Below are 18,289 nucleotides of genomic sequence, written 5' to 3' on the forward strand. Positions count from 1 at the left end.
GATTTTTATTTTTTTATTTAAATACAATAATTTACATAAATCCCCATCCATCTATTTTATGACTATTTTTGAAGCAAAAATATCTAAAAAATCACCTAAACGTCTACTTTTTAAACACCACAACTGTCATAAAACCGAATATTGGAGATGAAATATTTCAATATCATGATCATTTTATGAATATTTGATGAAAAAACGATCTTTATTTGTCATAAAAGTCGTTTTTTAATGAATTTATTACAGTGAATGATGGGTCGTTATAGCTCATCAATTGCGCAACTATTCTGTTACAATAGCGCCGCATTTTTAAATTCATATAAAAGATCGGGGTTTTCTATGTCTACGCTTGCCACCCTAAAAGCGCTTCTTGCTAAACGCATTCTGATTATTGATGGTGCAATGGGAACTATGATCCAGCGCCATAAATTGGAAGAAGCCGACTACCGTGGTGAGCGTTTTGCCGATTGGGCACATGACTTAAAAGGTAACAATGACCTTTTGGTTCTGACCCAGCCTCAAATCATTCAAGGTATTCATGAAGCTTATCTTGATGCTGGTGCAGACATTATTGAAACCAACAGCTTTAACGGCACACGTGTTTCTATGTCTGATTACCACATGGAAGATCTTGTTCCAGAGATTAACCGTGAAGCAGCACGTTTAGCTAAAGCAGCTTGTGAGAAGTATTCGACTCCAGATAAACCGCGTTTTGTAGCAGGTGTACTTGGACCAACATCGCGTACTTGTTCAATTTCACCGAATGTAAATGACCCTGCCTTTCGTAACATCACTTTTGATGAGCTAAAAGAAAACTATATTGAAGCGACTCATGCGCTGATTGAAGGCGGTGCAGATATCATTTTGATTGAAACCGTATTTGACACATTAAACTGTAAAGCTGCGATTTTTGCGGTTAAAGAAGTCTTTAAAGAAATTGGTCGTGAATTACCAATCATGATTTCAGGGACCATTACTGATGCATCGGGTCGTACCTTAACAGGTCAAACTGCGGAAGCGTTCTGGAACTCTGTACGTCATGGTGACTTACTATCGATTGGTTTTAACTGTGCGCTTGGTGCAGATGCCATGCGTCCTCACGTAAAAACTATTTCCGATGTCGCAGATACGTTTGTTTCAGCGCACCCAAATGCGGGCTTACCAAACGCTTTTGGTGAATATGACGAAACGCCAGAACAAACGGCAGCATTCTTAAAAGAATTTGCAGAAAGTGGCTTAATTAATATTACTGGTGGTTGCTGTGGTACAACACCAGACCATATCCGCGCGATTGCCAATGCGGTAAAAGATATAGCCCCTCGTCAAGTTCCTGAAACTGTACCTGCTTGTCGTTTGAGTGGTTTAGAACCATTTAATATTTATGATGACTCATTGTTCGTTAACGTGGGTGAACGTACTAACGTTACAGGTTCGAAAAAATTCTTACGCTTAATCCGTGAAGAAAACTTTGCTGAAGCTTTAGAAGTTGCACAGCAACAAGTGGAAGCTGGCGCACAGATTATCGACATTAACATGGATGAAGGGATGCTCGATTCGCAAAATGCGATGGTGCATTTCTTAAACCTTGTAGCTTCTGAGCCAGATATTTCACGTGTGCCAATCATGATTGACTCATCAAAATGGGAAATCATTGAAGCTGGCTTAAAATGCGTACAAGGTAAACCCGTTGTTAACTCGATTTCTTTAAAAGAAGGTTATGAAGAGTTTGTAGAAAAAGCTCGCCTGTGCCGTCAATATGGTGCTGCGATTATTGTCATGGCATTTGACGAAACAGGTCAAGCCGACACCGCTGCACGTAAGCGTGAAATCTGTAAGCGCTCATATGACATTTTGGTTAATGATGTCGGCTTCCCTGCTGAAGATATTATTTTTGATCCGAACGTGTTTGCAGTAGCAACAGGTATTGAAGAACACAATAACTATGGGGTCGATTTCATTGAGGCCACAGGTTGGATTAAACAAAACTTACCGCACGCCATGATTTCTGGTGGTGTATCGAACGTTTCGTTCTCGTTCCGTGGTAACGAACCTGTTCGTGAAGCCATTCACTCTGTGTTCTTGTACCATGCCATCAAGCAAGGCATGACCATGGGTATTGTGAATGCCGGCCAAATGGCAATTTATGATGATATTCCAGCCGAGTTAAAAGAAGCGGTTGAAGATGTCATCTTAAACCAAAACCAAGGTGAATCTGGTCAAGCTGCGACTGAGAAACTGCTTGAAGTAGCTGAAAAATACCGTGGACAAGGCGGTGCTGCCAAAGAAGCCGAGAACCTTGAATGGCGTAATGAGTCAGTCGAAAAACGTCTTGAATATGCACTAGTTAAAGGTATTACCACTTACATTGATCAAGATACAGAAGAAGCTCGCCTCAAAGCCAAACGTCCTTTAGATGTAATCGAAGGCGCTTTGATGGACGGTATGAACGTGGTTGGTGACTTGTTCGGTTCGGGCAAAATGTTCTTACCACAGGTTGTGAAATCTGCACGTGTTATGAAGCAAGCTGTGGCTTGGCTCAACCCGTACATTGAAGCTGAAAAAACAGGTAGCCAATCTAAAGGTAAAGTCTTGATGGCCACTGTTAAAGGTGACGTACACGATATTGGTAAAAATATTGTAGGCGTGGTACTTGGCTGTAATGGTTACGACATTGTTGACCTTGGGGTGATGGTACCTTGCGAGAAAATCTTGCAAACTGCAATTGATGAAAAATGTGACATCATCGGCTTGTCAGGTCTGATTACGCCATCTTTAGATGAGATGGTATTTGTTGCGAAAGAAATGCAGCGCAAAGGCTTTAACATTCCTTTATTAATTGGTGGTGCGACTACTTCTAAAGCCCACACAGCAGTAAAAATTGATCCTCAGTACCAAAACGATGCTGTGATTTATGTGGCTGATGCTTCACGTGCGGTAGGTGTTGCAACGACTCTGCTTTCTAAAGAAATGCGTGGAAACTTTATTGCAGAGCACCGTGCGGAATATGCCAAGATTCGCGAGCGCTTAGCCAACAAACAGCCAAAAGCTGCAAAATTGACCTATGCTGAGTCAGTTGAAAACGGTTTTAAAATTGACGAAAGCTATGTACCACCAAAACCAAATCTTTTAGGAACACAAGTTCTCACTAACTACCCTCTTGCAACCCTTGTAGAGTATTTTGACTGGACACCATTCTTCATTTCATGGAGCTTGGCAGGTAAATTCCCGAAAATTTTAGAAGATGAAGTGGTCGGCGAAGCTGCAACAGATTTGTATAACCAAGCTCAAGCGATGTTGAAAGATATTATCGACAACAATCGTTTTGATGCTCGTGCCGTATTCGGTATGTTCCCTGCACAGCGCACTAACGCTGACACAGTGAGCGTATTTGATGAAGCTGGTCAAAATGTTACGCATACTTTTGAGCACTTACGTCAACAATCTGACAAAGTGACAGGTAAACCGAACTTGTCTTTGGCAGATTACATTCGTAATGACCGTGAACAACAGGACTACTTAGGCGGATTCACTGTATCGATTTTTGGTGCAGAAGAACTGGCAAATGAATACAAAGCTAAAGGTGATGACTACTCTGCAATTTTAGTGCAGTCATTGGCAGACCGTTTTGCTGAAGCTTTTGCCGAACACTTACATGAACGCATTCGTAAAGAGTTCTGGGGCTATAAAGCGGATGAACAGCTTAGCAATGAAGAACTGATTAAAGAGAAATATGTCGGTATTCGCCCTGCACCGGGCTACCCTGCTTGCCCAGAGCACTCTGAAAAAGCTGTGTTGTTTGACTGGTTAGGTTCTACCGACAAAATTGGTACTAAACTGACTGAACACTTTGCCATGATGCCACCATCTTCAGTAAGTGGTTTCTATTATTCTCACCCTCAAAGTGAATACTTTAACGTAGGTAAAATATCTCAAGACCAACTGGAAGATTATGCAAAACGTAAAGGTTGGACACTGGATGAAGCGAAACGTTGGTTAGCGCCGAATTTAGATGATTCGATTGCTTAAGTTTTTGAATCATCTTGATTAAAAATAGGGCGTGAAGGAATTTCCATCACGCCCTTTTCAATTTGAAAGTTTAATCTTTCTACTTCAAATGTGACTTAATCTTCTCTTTGACTGCTTCAGTTGAAATACCATATCGGTCATGCAAAGTGGGTAATGCGCCTGCATCTAAAAATGCATCTGGCAAACCAATCATGTCAAAACGAGGATGTTGACCATTTCTTAGAAGTAGTGAGCCAACAGCTTCTCCTAACCCACCAATGACTGAATGATTTTCGGCAGTTAAAACAGGTCTGCCACCTTTTGTGACTTCATCTAAAATAGTTTGTTCATCTAGAGGCTTAATGGTCGGTACATGTAGCACTGAAACCTCAATGCCCTCTTTTTCAAGCTCTTCCGCTGCCTCAAGCGCACGCATGGTCAATAGACCAGTCGAAATAATGAGTAAGTCTTTACCGGGTTTAATCACCTGTGCCTTACCCAATTTAAACTGGTAGTTGTATTTATCGAGCACTAATGGAACCTGACCACGCAATAAACGCATATATACCGGACCATTATGAGCGGCAATCTGAGGAATTGCCTGTTCTATTTCTAAGGCATCACATGGATCGATAATCATCAAGTTCGGCATAGCACGGAAAATTGCAATATCATCCGTTGCCTGATGACTTGGGCCGTAGCCTGTGGTTAATCCCGGAAGAGCTGCTACAATTTTGACATTCAGGTTATCTTCCGCAATTGCCATACAAATAAAGTCATAGGCACGGCGTGATGCAAATACGGCATAAGTTGTTGCAAAAGGAACAAACCCTTCACGAGCAAGTCCTGCTGCTGCACTCATCAAAAGTTGTTCTGCCATACCCATTTGGAAAAACTTGTCTGGGTTTTCTTTAGCAAAAATATGTAGATCAGTGTATTTAGATAAATCTGCTGATAAACCTACGATATCGTCACGCTCTTTTGCTAAGGCATTCAGTGCATGTCCAAATGGTGCTGGTTTGGTCGGTTGGCCCTCGGCAGCAATAGAAGCAATCATTGCCGAAGTGGTTAGTTTTTTCTTAGGAGGATTAGCTAACTGGCTCATGGTGTACTCCTTACTGTCCGTAGTGGGTCAAAATATTTAAAGCGTCGTCCCATTCATGTTCATCAACACGAATGAAGTGCGTTTTTTCACGGCTTTCCAAGAACGACACGCCTTTACCCATTTTGGTGTCACAAATAATGACACGTGGGCATGCTCCCTCATGGTTTCGCGCTTGTTCGAATGCTTCAAGCAAAGCTTCCATGTTGTTGCCATCCACACGTTGGGTGTACCAACCAAAAGACTGCCAACGATCAACAATTGGCTCAAATGCTAAAATTTCACTGGAGTGCCCATCTGCCTGCTGATTATTCACATCAATGATGGCAATTAAGTTATCTAGTTTCCAATGCGAAGCAGACATCACGGCTTCCCATGTTGAGCCTTCATTTAGCTCTCCATCAGAAAGTAAGTTATAAACAAAAGCATCCGACTTTTTCTGTTTTAGCCCTAAACATGCACCGACTGCAATTCCAAGACCATGCCCCAATGAACCACCTGTAATTTCCATACCCGGTGTGTAAGAAGCCATGCCCGACATTGGTAGACGACTGTCATCTGCACCGTAGGTTTCAAGTTCTTCAAGCGGGATAATTTTTGCTTCGATTAAGGCTGCATAGAGTGCAATTGCATAGTGCCCAATAGACAGATAAAAACGGTCACGGCCTTCCCATTCAGGGTTCTCTGGCTGATATTTCATGGCATGAAAATAAGACACGGCGAGCAAATCTGCTGCCCCTAAGGCTTGCCCAACATAACCTTGCCCCTGTACTTGCCCCATACGTAAAGCATGTTGGCGAATGTGGTAGGCACGTTGTTGCAACTCGGCAATTTGGCCTGCTTTATCAACATTTAACATTGTCATTTACTATTCCTTATTAACGATTGACCAGTTTTGCCGGAACACGCAGAACCAGACTGGCACCGAAAATTAATACTGCTGTGATTAAGAACATGCCGATTGCATTTGAACCTGTGTTGGTAGTGACCCAACCGATCAAATAAGGTGAGCAAAATCCTGCAAGATTGGCGAAGCTATTCACTGCTGCAATACCTGCCGCTGCGGAAACACCACCCAAAAAGTTGGTCGGTAACATCCAGAATAAAGAGGATGCCGTCAGCACACCTGAGGCTGCGATGCAAAGGCAAATTAAAGAGAGCGTTAGATTTGAAGCGAATAAAGTCGCAAATGTAAGTGCTATAGCGCCTGCACACATCGGAATAATTAAGTGCCAGCGGCGTTCTTGGAAATGGTCACCACTACGCCCTGCCAAAATCATGACCACAATGGCACACATATAAGGCAGGCTTGTGAGCAAACCTATATGCCAGTTATCACTAATGCCCGAATTACGAATGAGAGTTGGTAGCCAAAATGTAATGGCGTATTGGCCCATCACTACACAAAAGTAAATACCTGCCAGTAGCCATAAACGTTTATCTGCGACAAACTCTTTGACGCTAGCATGACCTTCTTTGTGCTGGTTATCCTGAGCAAGCTCTTGCTTCACCAAGTTCTTTTCGTCTTGGGTTAACCAATTGGCGTCTTGAACTGAATCTTTTAAAACAGCAAGTACAAGCAAGCCAACAATCACTGTGGGAATGGCTTCAATTACAAACATCCACTGCCAGCCAAACCAACCATGTACACCGCTCATTCGGTCCATGATTAAGCCTGAAAGTGGTCCACCAATCATTCCTGAAATTGGAATCGCGATAAACCAAAGAACTGTCATGCGTGCGCGGCGATAAGACGGGAACCAATAAGTAAGGTAGAGCAACAAGCCCGGAGCTAGTCCAGCTTCGGCGACACCCAATAGAAAACGTAAGGTGTAAAATTGCCATTCGGTTTGAACAAAGGCAAAACAGCCTGACAAGATGCCCCATGTAATCATGATTCGGGCAATCCAACGCCGTGCACCTACTTTGTGAAGTACAATGTTACTTGGTACTTCACATAGGAAATAACCAATAAAGAAAATCCCTGCGCCTAGACCATATACAGCTTCACTAAACTGTAAATCGCTCATCATTTGGAGCTTGGCGAAACCCACGTTTACTCGATCTAAATAGGCACAAAAATAACAAAGCATTAAAAATGGCATGAGCCGAAATGCAATTTTTCGATAGGCAGATTTACGAACCGCCATATCTACTTCAGATGAAAATACTGTATCCATCATGCGAATCCCTTTACATTTGGCCACAGTATCCTCTTGTGACCATCATTCTATTTTTAGTTTTTAAATGACAAGCGTTAATGAATCAGCATGCCACCATTTACATCGAGTGTGACACCAGTTAAGTAAGCTGACAGATCACTTGCCAAAAATAATGCTGCATTTGCAACATCTTGCGCTTTACCTAAGCGGCCGAGAGGAATACCTGCCAAAATGTCATGACGACGGTCATCATTCATTAAACCGCCAGTAATATCAGTCTGGATTAGACCGGGAGTAAGAGAATTTATACGGATCTGATCGCCACCAAACTCACGTGCCATCGCTTTTGCCAGACCTAATACACCTGCTTTGGCAGCGCTATAGTGTGGCCCGCCAAAAATACCACCACCGCGCTGCGCTGAAACTGAAGATAGGCATACAATGCTTCCACCACCATTTGCCTTCATGGATGGAATAACAGCTTGCGACATAATCAGTGTTCCGCGTAGGCTAACATCTAAAATGCGGTCATAGTCATTGCGCTGGATTTCGAGTGTTTTAACTGGCTGAGTAATACCAGCATTGTTAATTAAAATATCAATCTTGCCATAGTGCTGTAGCGCTTGTTCAACAGCTACTTTGACCTGTTCTTCGTTCGCAACGTTTGCAGCAAGACCTAAATGTCCTTCACCAAGTGCCTTTGCAGCGTTTTGGCTTTGAGCAAGATCTAAATCAACAATAATGACTTTGGCACCCTGTTGTGCAAAGATTTCTGCGGTTGCTCGCCCAATTCCACGTTCTGATGCTGCACCAGTAATTAATGCCACTTTTCCTTGTAGTAACATGTTCAATCCTCTTTTACGCTTTATATCCTGAGTTCTGACTTAGAATCTCTTTTTTCACAAAGCCCAGCAATCAGCTCGAATTCAACAAGGCATGAAAAAAATTCATGCCTATGCTATTTTTAAATAAGTTTTAGGGATAAAAACGGATCATTTCATGGATAATAGTGAAAACAATTTCAACCAGATGCCCTCAATTAAAACATTACAGGCTTTTGAACAAACTGCCCGTTTCGGCAATGTTGCCAAGGCAGCCGAGCATTTGAATCTCACCCCTTCAGCAGTAAGTCATCAAATTGCTAAGCTTGAAGAAATGATTGGGCAGAGTTTATTTATTCGTGGTGCTCGTGGTGTGACGCTTACCCCTTCTGGCGAACGCTATTTTCAAGATGTCACGACCATTTTGCATAACCTCATGTTAGCCACGGAAAAAGCTGCTGATAAAAGCCCTAAAGACAGTTTATATATTCATTCATCTCCAAGTTTTGGTTTGCTCTGGTTACTCCCTCGCCTTGAATCATTTAAAGAAAAATTTCCAATGATTCAGGTCAATCTGTCATGTTCTTATGAAAATTTGCACTTTACTCGCGACAAGATCGATATTGATATTCGTCATGGTTTGCCCAACTGGACAGGGGTAGAAATCAGAACGATTCGTAATGAAAAGCTAGAAGTACTTGCATCCCCCAAACTACTTGAACGTAGTCCAGTAAATAAACCTCAAGATTTATTAAAAAAAGAACTGATTTTATCGCGCTCAACATTAGTTACTTGGCCCCAATGGTTTGCCCATCAGGGTTTAAGCATTCCTGAATTTCCCTACACTTTGAGTTTTGACCGCTCTTATATGTCACTTGAGGCGGCCACACACGGGTTAGGTTTTGTTTTGGAAAGTAATTTGCTTACTCAAAATTACTTAGAATCTGGAAAGTTGGTTAGAGTTTTTGCAGATGAGCTATCGATTCCAATCTCTGCTCATCATTTGGTGTATCCACGAACGCATCAATTTATTCCTAAAATTGAACTGTTTTTAAACTGGATTCATGATGAGTTAGCGGATTGAGAAAGTAATTATTAAATGATTTGAATTTGCTCAATTCTTAAGTGATGCATCATCTCTCGAATAAATACAAAGTAGGTAAAAATATAAAGCTCATCTGGAGCTACTTGATTCGTGTAGTAACTCAAACGCTCAATAAAACTATTAAAACCATGCTCAAGCTCAGTACGGCTGATTTGCTTTTTAGCACTAAAAAATAACTCACTGAGTTGTGTCATGACTGCATCAGATGTAACAGCTACACCACTTATATTTAGATTTCTGAGGGGATTTGACTCGATGATTTCTTCAATAAAATAAATCATCTTTTCGATAGCAAGCTCATCAATAACACCATCGCTGACACTTTTTGAATTAACAAAACCTAAGCCCTGCTCAAGGTGAATGTGTTGGCTGTCTACATCAAACGAGAGACTATTTAGACCAAGTGAAAATTTTAAAACCGAGTCGGGATGATTCATAAAAATAGCCTATCGTCGAATTTTGCGCATAAGATTAATTTCTTTATAAGCCTAAATTGAACCAATTTTTCCAATATTTAACATTAACTACTCGATTATTATTAACACTATCTATAATAAAAACCTCTTTAAAAAGATGAAAAATCAATCTTATATTCATCCAATCCTATGATTAAAAAATAGAGTATAAACATGAAAAAATTAGTAATTTTAGGTATTACGATTTATAGCTTTGCACAACTTACCAATGCAGCCACATTAAATGTAAAACCATATGGTACGACTCAAGACGGTCAAAAAGTTGATTTATACACCATGAGCAATAACAAAGGTGTCTCGGTATCTTTTATTAGCTTCGGTGGTGTAATTACACAGATTTTGACTCCCGATGCACAAGGTAAACAAAATAATATTGTTTTGGGCTTTGATGAACTAAAAGGTTATGAAGTCACTGATACCAAGGAAGGCATTCATTTTGGCGGATTAATTGGTCGTTATGCGAACCGGATTGGTAATGCTAAATTTAGCTTAGATGGAAAAACGTATAACCTTGAAAAAAATAATGGGCCGAATTCATTACATAGCGGCAATCCCGGTTTTGATAAACGTGTTTGGCAAGTTAAACCCCTCGTTTCTAAAGGTGAAACCGTTAAAGCTTCTCTTAAGTTGACCAGTCCAAATGGTGATCAAGGATTTCCCGGAAAATTAGATGTAGAAGTGATCTACAGTCTTTCAGATCAAAATGAATTCCAGATTGAATATAAAGCCAAAACTGATCAACCGACAGTCGTCAATCTCACCAACCACAGTTATTTCAACTTGTCAGGCGCTGGGAGTAATCCTTATGGCGTACTAGATCATGTGGTACAACTCAATGCAGACCGTATATTGGTAACCGACCAAAACTCCTTACCCACAGGTGAAATTGCTTCAGTTGCAGGTACACCTTTTGATTTTCGAACGCCTAAAGCAATTGTGAAAGATATTCGAGCGAATAATCAGCAATTGGCCTATGGATATGGCTATGATCAAACTTGGATAATTAATCAAAAGTCTCAAGGGAAACTCAATCTTGCAGCTAGTGTGGTTGATCCAAAATCTAAACGGACCATGCAAGTCTTAACGACTGAACCAAGTGTCCAAATGTATACAGCTAATCATTTATTAGGAAATATTGTTGGCGCAAATGGTGTGCTCTATCGACAAGCAGACGCGCTAGCATTAGAAACACAGCATTTTCCAGACAGCCCTAATCAACCATCCTTCCCTTCTACACGTTTAAACCCGAATCAAACTTATAACAGTGTTACCGTATTTAAGTTTGGTGTTCAAAAATAGTCTTTTCAATGAGGCTATGTTCATATTAAAAAGACTCTCAGCTAAGTATGGCTGAGAGTCTTTTCATTTATTTTACTTTTGTATTCATAAAATGCCGAATATTAACCGTCACCTTACTCCTATCCAGCTAGTACAAGGTGAAATGAATCACTTAATGAATATTCGTTCGAATTGAACCGGTCACACTCACATCACCCAGCTTTGTACCATTCAATTGGATATAAGAACCATCTTTAGAGATCAATACATTTTTACAATCACCTAAAGTACAAGAATAGCCATTTATCTGAATATTAACAGGATTTTGTCCTTGAACAGTAATATAACCATGCCCAGTAGTAGATGTAATAAAGTAAGTTATTTCTTTATTAGAGAGTTCATAAGCATAAATCTCGTTTGTATCAATTTTTCCTACATTTGAGATATCAATTTTGGCGTAACTATTAATTAACGTAATATTTCCTGAGGCTATTTTAGAGTTAGATCCAGTTTTTGAATTAAAGTAAACGTTATTAAATTCTACATTTACTCGATCGTTATCTAGTTTTTTTAATGTTCCCATAGCCGCCGCACTAGAGAGAATCTCTTCTCCTGTATAATAAGTGTTAACCAGCCCTGATGATTTACCTGTAAGCAAATATAAGCTCTCACCATTCGTAAATTGAACAACAAGCTGAGTATCCCTCATATAGGCTCGAAGAATATCCATTTTCTTACCATTAACAGTAATTTCACCATTATGGGTCTTTTCAAAATCTGTAAATTCTAAAGGTTTGCTACTAATACTGCCTTTTACCGTACCATTCAATGTAACTAAATACGTTACCTTTTTATTATTCGAGGAGGAATCTGTATAATATGAATCTTCAAATTTTTTATTATTAAATAATAGTGTTGAATCACCAGTACGACTATCATAAATCATACTAATCCCTTCACAACCTTCAGGAGTCCATTTATCATCCCTACAAGTTAAAGAAGATTTCTCTGTATCAATTCTTGCATTTATTACTTTACCAGAAAGCTTATCATACTCAACCCTAATAAATTGATTTTTATCTAATTTATAATAAAATGAAAGCCCTGAATTTCCATAAGTTCTTACACTATAACTAGGTTCAATCACACTTTTACTAGATCCATTACTTGGAACAAGCTGGGTTGATATGCCATTATTTTTTTCATTAATTATAGTGAGATTTTGCTCAAAAGTTGTAGTGTAATTAATCAAAGAAGTAGATGATAAAGTCGGAATTTCATTAGGATTTGATTTTGAAGATGTAGAAGAACTGTCCGTAGAATTCTCTCCACCCCCACCACCACATGCAACTAAAGTTAATGTAGAAACGAGAAAAACACTTAATGATAATTGCTTAATAGCGAACACTTCATACCACCCATAATAAATTTTATTTTATATAATAAATTCAATAAATTAAGAAATTATTACTATTTCTACAATATTATCAATTTATGTCTTGATATACTGCCTTGCGATTTTAACCAATTTTTTTCATAGGACAAGATAGACTATTTAATTAACTTTATTATTTTTAATTAAAATAAATTTATTAACCTAATATACAGTTTTCTTTTCTTATAAAGAATCTCCCTATCTGTTTAAGACTGGGAGATTTAAAAGAATAAAATAAAAAATTCTATCTAACTTTTGTGTTGGGTAAAAATGCAGTTGCAAAACCAAGTAATGGCAACAATGAACATAAACCAAATACCCATTCAATGCCATTAATATCCGCTAAATGCCCTAACCCAGCTGCGGCAATACCACTTACCCCAAACATAAGACCAAACATAAGACCTGCAATCATACCCACACGGCCCGGAACGGCTTCTTGTGCGTAAACCACCATCGCTGCAAAAGCCGATGACAACACTAAACCTGCAATAATTGAGAAAACCGTTGTCCAAAATAAGTTTGCATACGGCATCATTAATGCAAACGGTGCCATACCAACAAATGAAACCCAGATCACTGCTTTACGGCCAATTTTGTCACCAATTGGACCACCTGCAAATGTACCTAAAGCAACGGCTGCCAAAAAGGCAAATAAATGCAACTGAGCTGTTTGAATACTGATATGGAACTTTTGAATTAAGTAAAAGGTAAAGTAGTTACTAATGCTAGCAATGTAGGTAAATTTGGCAAACATCAACACACTAATTGTGCTCAAAGCAATAATCAGCTTACGACCATGCAATTTAGTATGTGCTTGGGTAGCACGTGCAACCACCTGACTTTTAGCATGACTCACAGTCCAACGGCTTACGCCAAATAAAACCCAAATCGCTAAAAGTGCAAATATCACTAAGCCCGCAACTGCATGCTGCCCAAATGGGACAATCAGTAAAGCTGCTAACAATGGGCCAATGGCTGTACCCGTGTTTCCGCCCACCTGAAAAGTCGACTGAGCTGTACCGAAGCGCCCACCCGATGCCATTCGTGCCACCCGTGAAGCTTCAGGGTGAAAAGTTGCCGAGCCTACCCCAATCAACGCAGATGCACACAACAACACTGCAAAGCTTGGTGAAAATGCCAACAAGATAATGCCGCAGAATGTGACCATCATTCCGAGTGGAAGAAGATATGGTTTTGGATGTTTATCGGTATAAAGTCCAATCCAAGGCTGTAGCAGTGAACCTGTAATCTGGTATACAAACGAGATTAGGCCAACCTCCGCAAAACTCAGCGAAAAGTTTGCTTTTAGCATTGGATAGATGGCTGGTAGCACCGCCTGAATTAAATCATTCAGTAAATGTGCGACTGCCACGGCGCCTACAATTTTAATAATCATTCCTTGAGGCTGATCATTTGCAACGGTATTGGCAATACCATCTTTCAATTGTATTGAAGACGTCATACCTGAAAAACTCCAATATTTTTAAATGAGATACTTATTGTAAATTGTCGCTTATAAAGTTATCTTCCAATAATCATCGTATAAGTGACAATTTTTAGGATAGTTTATGTCCGATTCTCTTATTCAGTCTGATTTGTCTGAACTTGTGACTGGGCTATCTTCTGAGCATTCTTATCGAGAAATCACCCCTACGCATACGCATACACGTGCGCAGTTTTTATATGCGTCCACTGGCAACATTCAGGTGTTTACACCTAATCATGTGTGGATTGTGCCACCCATGTGTGCATTATGGATTCCAGCACATGTAGAGCACAGCGTGATTTCACTGAGTCACGTTAAGTTAAATACGGCATTGGTTGAAGTAAATGCAGCAGCTTTAATGGGACAAGATTGCTTTATTATTCGAGTCAGTAACCTGTTACATGAACTTTTGATTCGTTTAAATGAAATTGAACGAGAGAACACTCCAAATACAGCGACCTCTCAAGAGCTTTCCCGTTCTTTACAAATTTTGATTTTTGAAGAAATCCATCGCGCTAATTTGTTGTCTATTCAGATTCCGTGGCCGAAAGACAAAAGACTCTTAAAAATTTGCCAAGAGTTATTACATACTCCTGACCATTCAAAAGATTTAACAGATTGGGCTGATGATATTGGTACGAGCTCTAGAACTTTAATGCGTATGTTCCAAAAAGAAACTGGGCTGTCTTATCGAGCATGGGTACAGCAAATGCATATTGCACTTGCCTTGAGTAAAATCGCGAATGGCGAATCTATTGCCCAAATTTCAGAGTCACTGGGGTATACAAACCCCAGCGCATTCAGTGCGATGTTTAAGCGACATCTAGGAAAAACACCTCAGCAGTTTAGAAGTGCCACGATGTCGCTATAAGTCTTTTTTTTAGTGCGGATCTCATGTTTTTCCAATAAATCATCGAAATCATGATAGACATGAAGTTCTCGATCTTTGGCGGTTCTGGCATGGTCTAAGCGCTGTTCAGGATCAACTAAAACAAGGGTATGACCATCATCAATCAGGCGATCTACGCCTTCTAAAAACATACGTTTACCCACATCGTGGATAAGTGAAATCTGGGTTAAATCAATAACGATTGTGCTTTGATCAGTTGTCTCGTCTTGTAAAATACGCAACAACATTTCAGCTTCGGTAAATTTCAATACACCCCGAAGCACATACACACTTAATGATGCATCTTTTCCTGTACGGTAATGACTTTGTACAATGGTCTGGGCAGAAGGCGTACCTTCCATGAGATGTAATCCCATGTCACGAGATAATCGCTCTAAAATATCGATTCCTCGAACACTATGACCATGCTCATCTAGTCGAGGTGAAAAAGCAGCAATACTGACCTGCCCCGGTAGCACACCCAAAATCCCCCCTGCTACACCACTTTTAGCAGGAATACCTACAGTTGAAAGCCAGTCACCCGCGGCATCATACATGCCACAGCTCATCATGACACTGAGCACTTGTCTAACTACAGATCGGTTTAATAGGCGTTTTCCAGTTCTAGGGTCGACCCCGCCATTGGCAAGTACACTGCCCATGCGTACCAGATCTTTAACTGTAACCATGATCGCACATTGACGAATGTAACCATTCACAATATCAACAGGGTCAGTTTCCAAAATCCCCACCGTGCGGAGCATATAACCGATCGAAAGATTACGGTAGGCTGTTTTGACTTCCGAATCATAAACAGACTCATCAAAACTTAATTCACGACCAGCAAGCTCGCTCATAAAACGGCGTAGGATTTCTGCGCTATGCAAACCATGTTTAACCTGAATCAAGGAATGTACAGTAATTGCGCCAGAGTTGATCATCGGGTTTTTGGGACGGCCGTCTTTACCTAATGAAATTTCATTAAAGGCTTCCCCCGAAGGCTCTACCCCTACTTTCGCAAGTACTGCATCAATGCCAAGCTGTTGTAAAACATAGGCATATACAAATGGTTTAGAAATTGATTGTATGGTGAATTCAACATCATCATCACCGACCGAATAAATTTCACCATCTACCGTAGACATTGCTAAAGCTAATCGATTTGGGTTTGCATTTGCCAACTCAGGAATATAATCGGCGAGATGACCGCTGTTATCGATGTCACAGGCTTCTATAACATTTGCCAAATATTCTGGGAGAGGGGTTTTCATGGTCAGTAACCTTAAATGAGGAGATTTACAACATCGCGCAAAATTTCAGCACAACCTGCTGATAATATTAAAATTATATCTTTTGTAATGATTTAAATATCACGATATAAGTATTCTAATTCCGATGAGTTATCCTTTTCAAGCTCATTATAGGTTTTTCAAAACTTTAAACTAAAGATTAGATTATTCTTTCTACAAATAAGATCCCATTTAAATGATCGACTTCATGTTGAACAATACGAGCAGGAAAACCATGGAAAATCATTTCAACTGCTTCACCCTGAAGTGTTAAATATTTAACCTTAACCTTTTCTGCGCGTTCAACTTGCCCCCTCTCGTCTGGCACACTTAAGCAACCTTCTTCACCTAAACAAACCTCGTTTGAGAACTCTAAAATCTCAGGATTCACCATGACCACTGCTTCCATTTCAGGTGCATCGGGATAACGTGGGTTTGGACGAGACGCCACAATAATGACGCGTTTAGAGATATAAACTTGCGGTGCAGCAATCCCTACTCCATTACGCTCAAGCATTGTCGCATGCATAGCGTCAGCAAGCTGATAAAGCCAATTACTGTTTAACTCATTTGCCGACACAGGGGCCGCAGTCAGTTTCAAAATATCTTCACCACGCTTCGCGACAGGTAAAACTACACTCATCCTTTGACTCTCTCATTAAACTGGCTATAACAAGTTTTATTGTGTCGCTGAACCAAACAAAAGAAAAGCCATTCCTACATCTGTTTTTGTTTCATCTAAAGCGTTTTTTGTTTTAAAGCTTTTTGATCTGAGCAAGTCCAACCGACGTTACCCGTTACCATATAGAACAAATTTCCTCCATTTACTTTTACTTCACTTTTCCATTAATATCCAAACTTCAATTACAACAATTAAGTAAAAAATGGATCAGGAATTAACTTTGCAGGATGCGAACTATCTTAATAAAGAAGATAAACGAACCCTCGCCCTTTCTTCATTGGGTGGAGCTTTAGAGTTTTATGATTTTGTGATTTATGTGTTTTACGCCAAAATCATTTCCGACCTCTTTTTCCCTAGCACACTTAGTCCGTTTTGGGCCATGCTCAACACTTACGGTATTTTTGCAGCAGGTTATTTTTTCAGGCCCTTAGGCGGGGTTGTCATGGCCCATTTTGGTGACTTGGTCGGTCGTAAAAAACTATTTTCGCTTTCTATTTTACTGATGGCACTGCCTACCCTGTTTATCGGGATATTGCCTACCTTTGAAAATATCGGATATTTGGCACCCCTACTTTTATTGCTTATGCGTGTGGTCCAAGGTATTGCGATTGGGGGTGAAATTCCAGCCGCATGGACATTTGTGTCTGAACATGTACCTGAAAGAAAAATTGGACTGGCAAATGGTTTACTCACCGCTGGGCTGTCTTTAGGAATTTTATTGGGTGCATTGATGTCTTTATGGATTTCACTGAATTTTAGTGAAGGACAAATCCATGACTGGGCATGGCGTATTCCTTTCATTGCAGGTGGTATTTTTGGTCTGGTTGCACTTTATTTGCGGACTTATTTAAAAGAAACGCCTGTGTTTAAAGCCATGCAAGCTCGTAAAGAAATCTCAAAAGAAATGCCTGTAAAACAAGTGTTAAAAACGCATAAAACAGCTGTTGCGATTGGCATGTTATTTACATGGTTTTTAACAGGTTGTGTGGTGGTGGTGATTTTAGCCATGCCAAATTTATTAACTGGTACGTTTGGCTTTGAGCGTTCTCAAACTTTTGAAATGCAAAGTGCAGCCATTGTCATGCAAATGGTCGGCTGTATTTTGGCAGGCTATTTTGCTGACCGTTTTGGCTGTGGCAAAGTCATGATGGTCGGTGCGCTTGCCGTGGCACTCACAGCAGCAGTTTTTTATAATAGTTTGGGGCACGCGGCACATTCAACCATTTTTGGTTTATATATGTTGTTGGGTCTATGCTCTGGTACTGTCGGCATGGTGTCGAGCAGTATGGTTAAAATGTTCCCCGCGCCTGTTCGCTTCTCGGGCATTTCATTTTCTTATAATTTATCGTATGCAATTGTTGGTGGTATGACCCTGCCTTTAGTGCATTGGCTCAGTCAATATAGTGATATTGGTGCGATGTATTATATTTTCGCGCTAACCATTTTGGCCTTTGTGACTGCCTTTGTGTTTTGGAATAAGTTCGAAAAAAACAGGTATTAAAAATTTTCACTTATTAAATAAAAAACCACGCCAATTGCGTGGTTTTTTATTGCTGCTT

14 protein-coding genes are annotated in these 18,289 nt (G+C 40.1%); 5 read left to right on the forward strand and 9 right to left on the reverse strand.

The genetic code is table 11. The features are described from left to right. Nucleotides 1-336: 336 nt before the first annotated feature. Nucleotides 337-4,023 (forward strand): methionine synthase, encoded by a 3,687-nt coding sequence (gene metH, locus ACYU0V_RS13660; protein WP_461847883.1) that lies wholly within the window; start codon nucleotides 337-339, stop codon nucleotides 4,021-4,023. Between the two features lie 79 nt (nucleotides 4,024-4,102). On the opposite strand, the gene ACYU0V_RS13665 is transcribed toward metH, so the two are convergent. From ACYU0V_RS13665 to ACYU0V_RS13680, 4 genes are all read right to left on the reverse strand, one after another. Continuing rightward, nucleotides 4,103-5,107 (reverse strand): transketolase family protein, encoded by a 1,005-nt coding sequence (locus ACYU0V_RS13665; RefSeq protein ID WP_057084886.1) that lies wholly within the window; start codon nucleotides 5,105-5,107, stop codon nucleotides 4,103-4,105. A 10-nt stretch (nucleotides 5,108-5,117) separates the two neighbouring features. Further along, nucleotides 5,118-5,963 (reverse strand): transketolase, encoded by an 846-nt coding sequence (locus ACYU0V_RS13670; RefSeq protein ID WP_079381098.1) that lies wholly within the window; start codon nucleotides 5,961-5,963, stop codon nucleotides 5,118-5,120. Nucleotides 5,964-5,982: 19 nt separating this feature from the next. Then, the gene (locus ACYU0V_RS13675; RefSeq protein WP_461847884.1) at nucleotides 5,983-7,284 is read right to left on the reverse strand and encodes an MFS transporter; all 1,302 of its coding nucleotides are present in this window, start codon (nucleotides 7,282-7,284) and stop codon (nucleotides 5,983-5,985) included. Nucleotides 7,285-7,361: 77 nt separating this feature from the next. Further along, on the reverse strand, nucleotides 7,362-8,111 hold the full coding sequence (locus ACYU0V_RS13680; RefSeq protein WP_069120008.1) for an SDR family NAD(P)-dependent oxidoreductase: 750 nt from the start codon (nucleotides 8,109-8,111) through the stop codon (nucleotides 7,362-7,364). 184 nt (nucleotides 8,112-8,295) lie between these two features. Between ACYU0V_RS13680 and ACYU0V_RS13685 the strand changes: the two genes are divergently transcribed. After that, nucleotides 8,296-9,171: a LysR substrate-binding domain-containing protein gene (locus ACYU0V_RS13685; RefSeq protein ID WP_081037658.1), complete on the forward strand. Its 876-nt coding sequence runs from the start codon at nucleotides 8,296-8,298 to the stop codon at nucleotides 9,169-9,171. An 11-nt stretch (nucleotides 9,172-9,182) separates the two neighbouring features. On the opposite strand, the gene ACYU0V_RS13690 is transcribed toward ACYU0V_RS13685, so the two are convergent. Beyond that, entirely contained in the window at nucleotides 9,183-9,629 is a 447-nt protein-coding gene (locus ACYU0V_RS13690) for a hypothetical protein (RefSeq protein WP_461847887.1), read from the reverse strand. A gap of 192 nt (nucleotides 9,630-9,821) precedes the next feature. Here ACYU0V_RS13690 and ACYU0V_RS13695 point away from each other — a divergent pair, with 192 nt between their 5' ends. Continuing rightward, nucleotides 9,822-10,967: an aldose epimerase family protein gene (locus ACYU0V_RS13695; RefSeq protein WP_461847888.1), complete on the forward strand. Its 1,146-nt coding sequence runs from the start codon at nucleotides 9,822-9,824 to the stop codon at nucleotides 10,965-10,967. Nucleotides 10,968-11,118: 151 nt separating this feature from the next. Here the strand turns inward: ACYU0V_RS13695 and ACYU0V_RS13700 are convergent, their stop codons facing one another. Both ACYU0V_RS13700 and ACYU0V_RS13705 read right to left on the reverse strand, forming a co-directional pair. Then, nucleotides 11,119-12,354 carry a hypothetical protein gene (locus ACYU0V_RS13700; RefSeq protein ID WP_461847890.1) on the reverse strand — a complete coding sequence of 412 codons (1,236 nt, stop codon included), beginning with the start codon at nucleotides 12,352-12,354 and terminating at the stop codon, nucleotides 11,119-11,121. A gap of 271 nt (nucleotides 12,355-12,625) precedes the next feature. Next, entirely contained in the window at nucleotides 12,626-13,846 is a 1,221-nt protein-coding gene (locus ACYU0V_RS13705) for an MFS transporter (protein WP_461847891.1), read from the reverse strand. Nucleotides 13,847-13,952: 106 nt separating this feature from the next. Between ACYU0V_RS13705 and ACYU0V_RS13710 the strand changes: the two genes are divergently transcribed. Then, nucleotides 13,953-14,741 carry an AraC family transcriptional regulator gene (locus ACYU0V_RS13710; RefSeq protein ID WP_461847893.1) on the forward strand — a complete coding sequence of 263 codons (789 nt, stop codon included), beginning with the start codon at nucleotides 13,953-13,955 and terminating at the stop codon, nucleotides 14,739-14,741. Here the strand turns inward: ACYU0V_RS13710 and ACYU0V_RS13715 are convergent. Both ACYU0V_RS13715 and def read right to left on the reverse strand, forming a co-directional pair. Next, nucleotides 14,708-16,030, reverse strand: a complete 1,323-nt coding sequence (locus ACYU0V_RS13715) for a glutaminase (protein WP_262441929.1) — start codon at nucleotides 16,028-16,030, stop codon at nucleotides 14,708-14,710. The genes ACYU0V_RS13710 and ACYU0V_RS13715 overlap by 34 nt on opposite strands. A gap of 178 nt (nucleotides 16,031-16,208) precedes the next feature. Beyond that, on the reverse strand, nucleotides 16,209-16,691 hold the full coding sequence (gene def / locus ACYU0V_RS13720) for a peptide deformylase (protein ID WP_199111803.1): 483 nt from the start codon (nucleotides 16,689-16,691) through the stop codon (nucleotides 16,209-16,211). A gap of 241 nt (nucleotides 16,692-16,932) precedes the next feature. Between def and ACYU0V_RS13725 the strand changes: the two genes are divergently transcribed. Continuing rightward, a complete protein-coding gene (locus ACYU0V_RS13725; RefSeq protein ID WP_017399054.1) occupies nucleotides 16,933-18,231 on the forward strand; it encodes an MFS transporter in 1,299 nt (432 codons plus the stop codon). The last annotated feature ends 58 nt before the right edge of the window (nucleotides 18,232-18,289 follow it).

This window comes from Acinetobacter sp. X9, assembly GCF_054889255.1.

What these genes read in the sequence shown, in the direction of transcription:
- ACYU0V_RS13665 (WP_057084886.1), bottom strand. Translation starts at nt 5,107, where the DNA reads ATGAGCCAGTTAGCTAATCCTCCTAAGAAAAAACTAACCACTTCGGCA.
- def (WP_199111803.1), bottom strand. Translation starts at nt 16,691, where the DNA reads ATGAGTGTAGTTTTACCTGTCGCGAAGCGTGGTGAAGATATTTTGAAA.
- ACYU0V_RS13670 (WP_079381098.1), bottom strand. Translation starts at nt 5,963, where the DNA reads ATGTTAAATGTTGATAAAGCAGGCCAAATTGCCGAGTTGCAACAACGT.
- ACYU0V_RS13690 (WP_461847887.1), bottom strand. Translation starts at nt 9,629, where the DNA reads ATGAATCATCCCGACTCGGTTTTAAAATTTTCACTTGGTCTAAATAGT.
- ACYU0V_RS13675 (WP_461847884.1), bottom strand. Translation starts at nt 7,284, where the DNA reads ATGGATACAGTATTTTCATCTGAAGTAGATATGGCGGTTCGTAAATCT.
- ACYU0V_RS13695 (WP_461847888.1), top strand. Translation starts at nt 9,822, where the DNA reads ATGAAAAAATTAGTAATTTTAGGTATTACGATTTATAGCTTTGCACAA.
- ACYU0V_RS13705 (WP_461847891.1), bottom strand. Translation starts at nt 13,846, where the DNA reads ATGACGTCTTCAATACAATTGAAAGATGGTATTGCCAATACCGTTGCA.
- ACYU0V_RS13725 (WP_017399054.1), top strand. Translation starts at nt 16,933, where the DNA reads ATGGATCAGGAATTAACTTTGCAGGATGCGAACTATCTTAATAAAGAA.
- ACYU0V_RS13685 (WP_081037658.1), top strand. Translation starts at nt 8,296, where the DNA reads ATGCCCTCAATTAAAACATTACAGGCTTTTGAACAAACTGCCCGTTTC.
- metH (WP_461847883.1), top strand. Translation starts at nt 337, where the DNA reads ATGTCTACGCTTGCCACCCTAAAAGCGCTTCTTGCTAAACGCATTCTG.
- ACYU0V_RS13710 (WP_461847893.1), top strand. Translation starts at nt 13,953, where the DNA reads ATGTCCGATTCTCTTATTCAGTCTGATTTGTCTGAACTTGTGACTGGG.
- ACYU0V_RS13715 (WP_262441929.1), bottom strand. Translation starts at nt 16,030, where the DNA reads ATGAAAACCCCTCTCCCAGAATATTTGGCAAATGTTATAGAAGCCTGT.
- ACYU0V_RS13680 (WP_069120008.1), bottom strand. Translation starts at nt 8,111, where the DNA reads ATGTTACTACAAGGAAAAGTGGCATTAATTACTGGTGCAGCATCAGAA.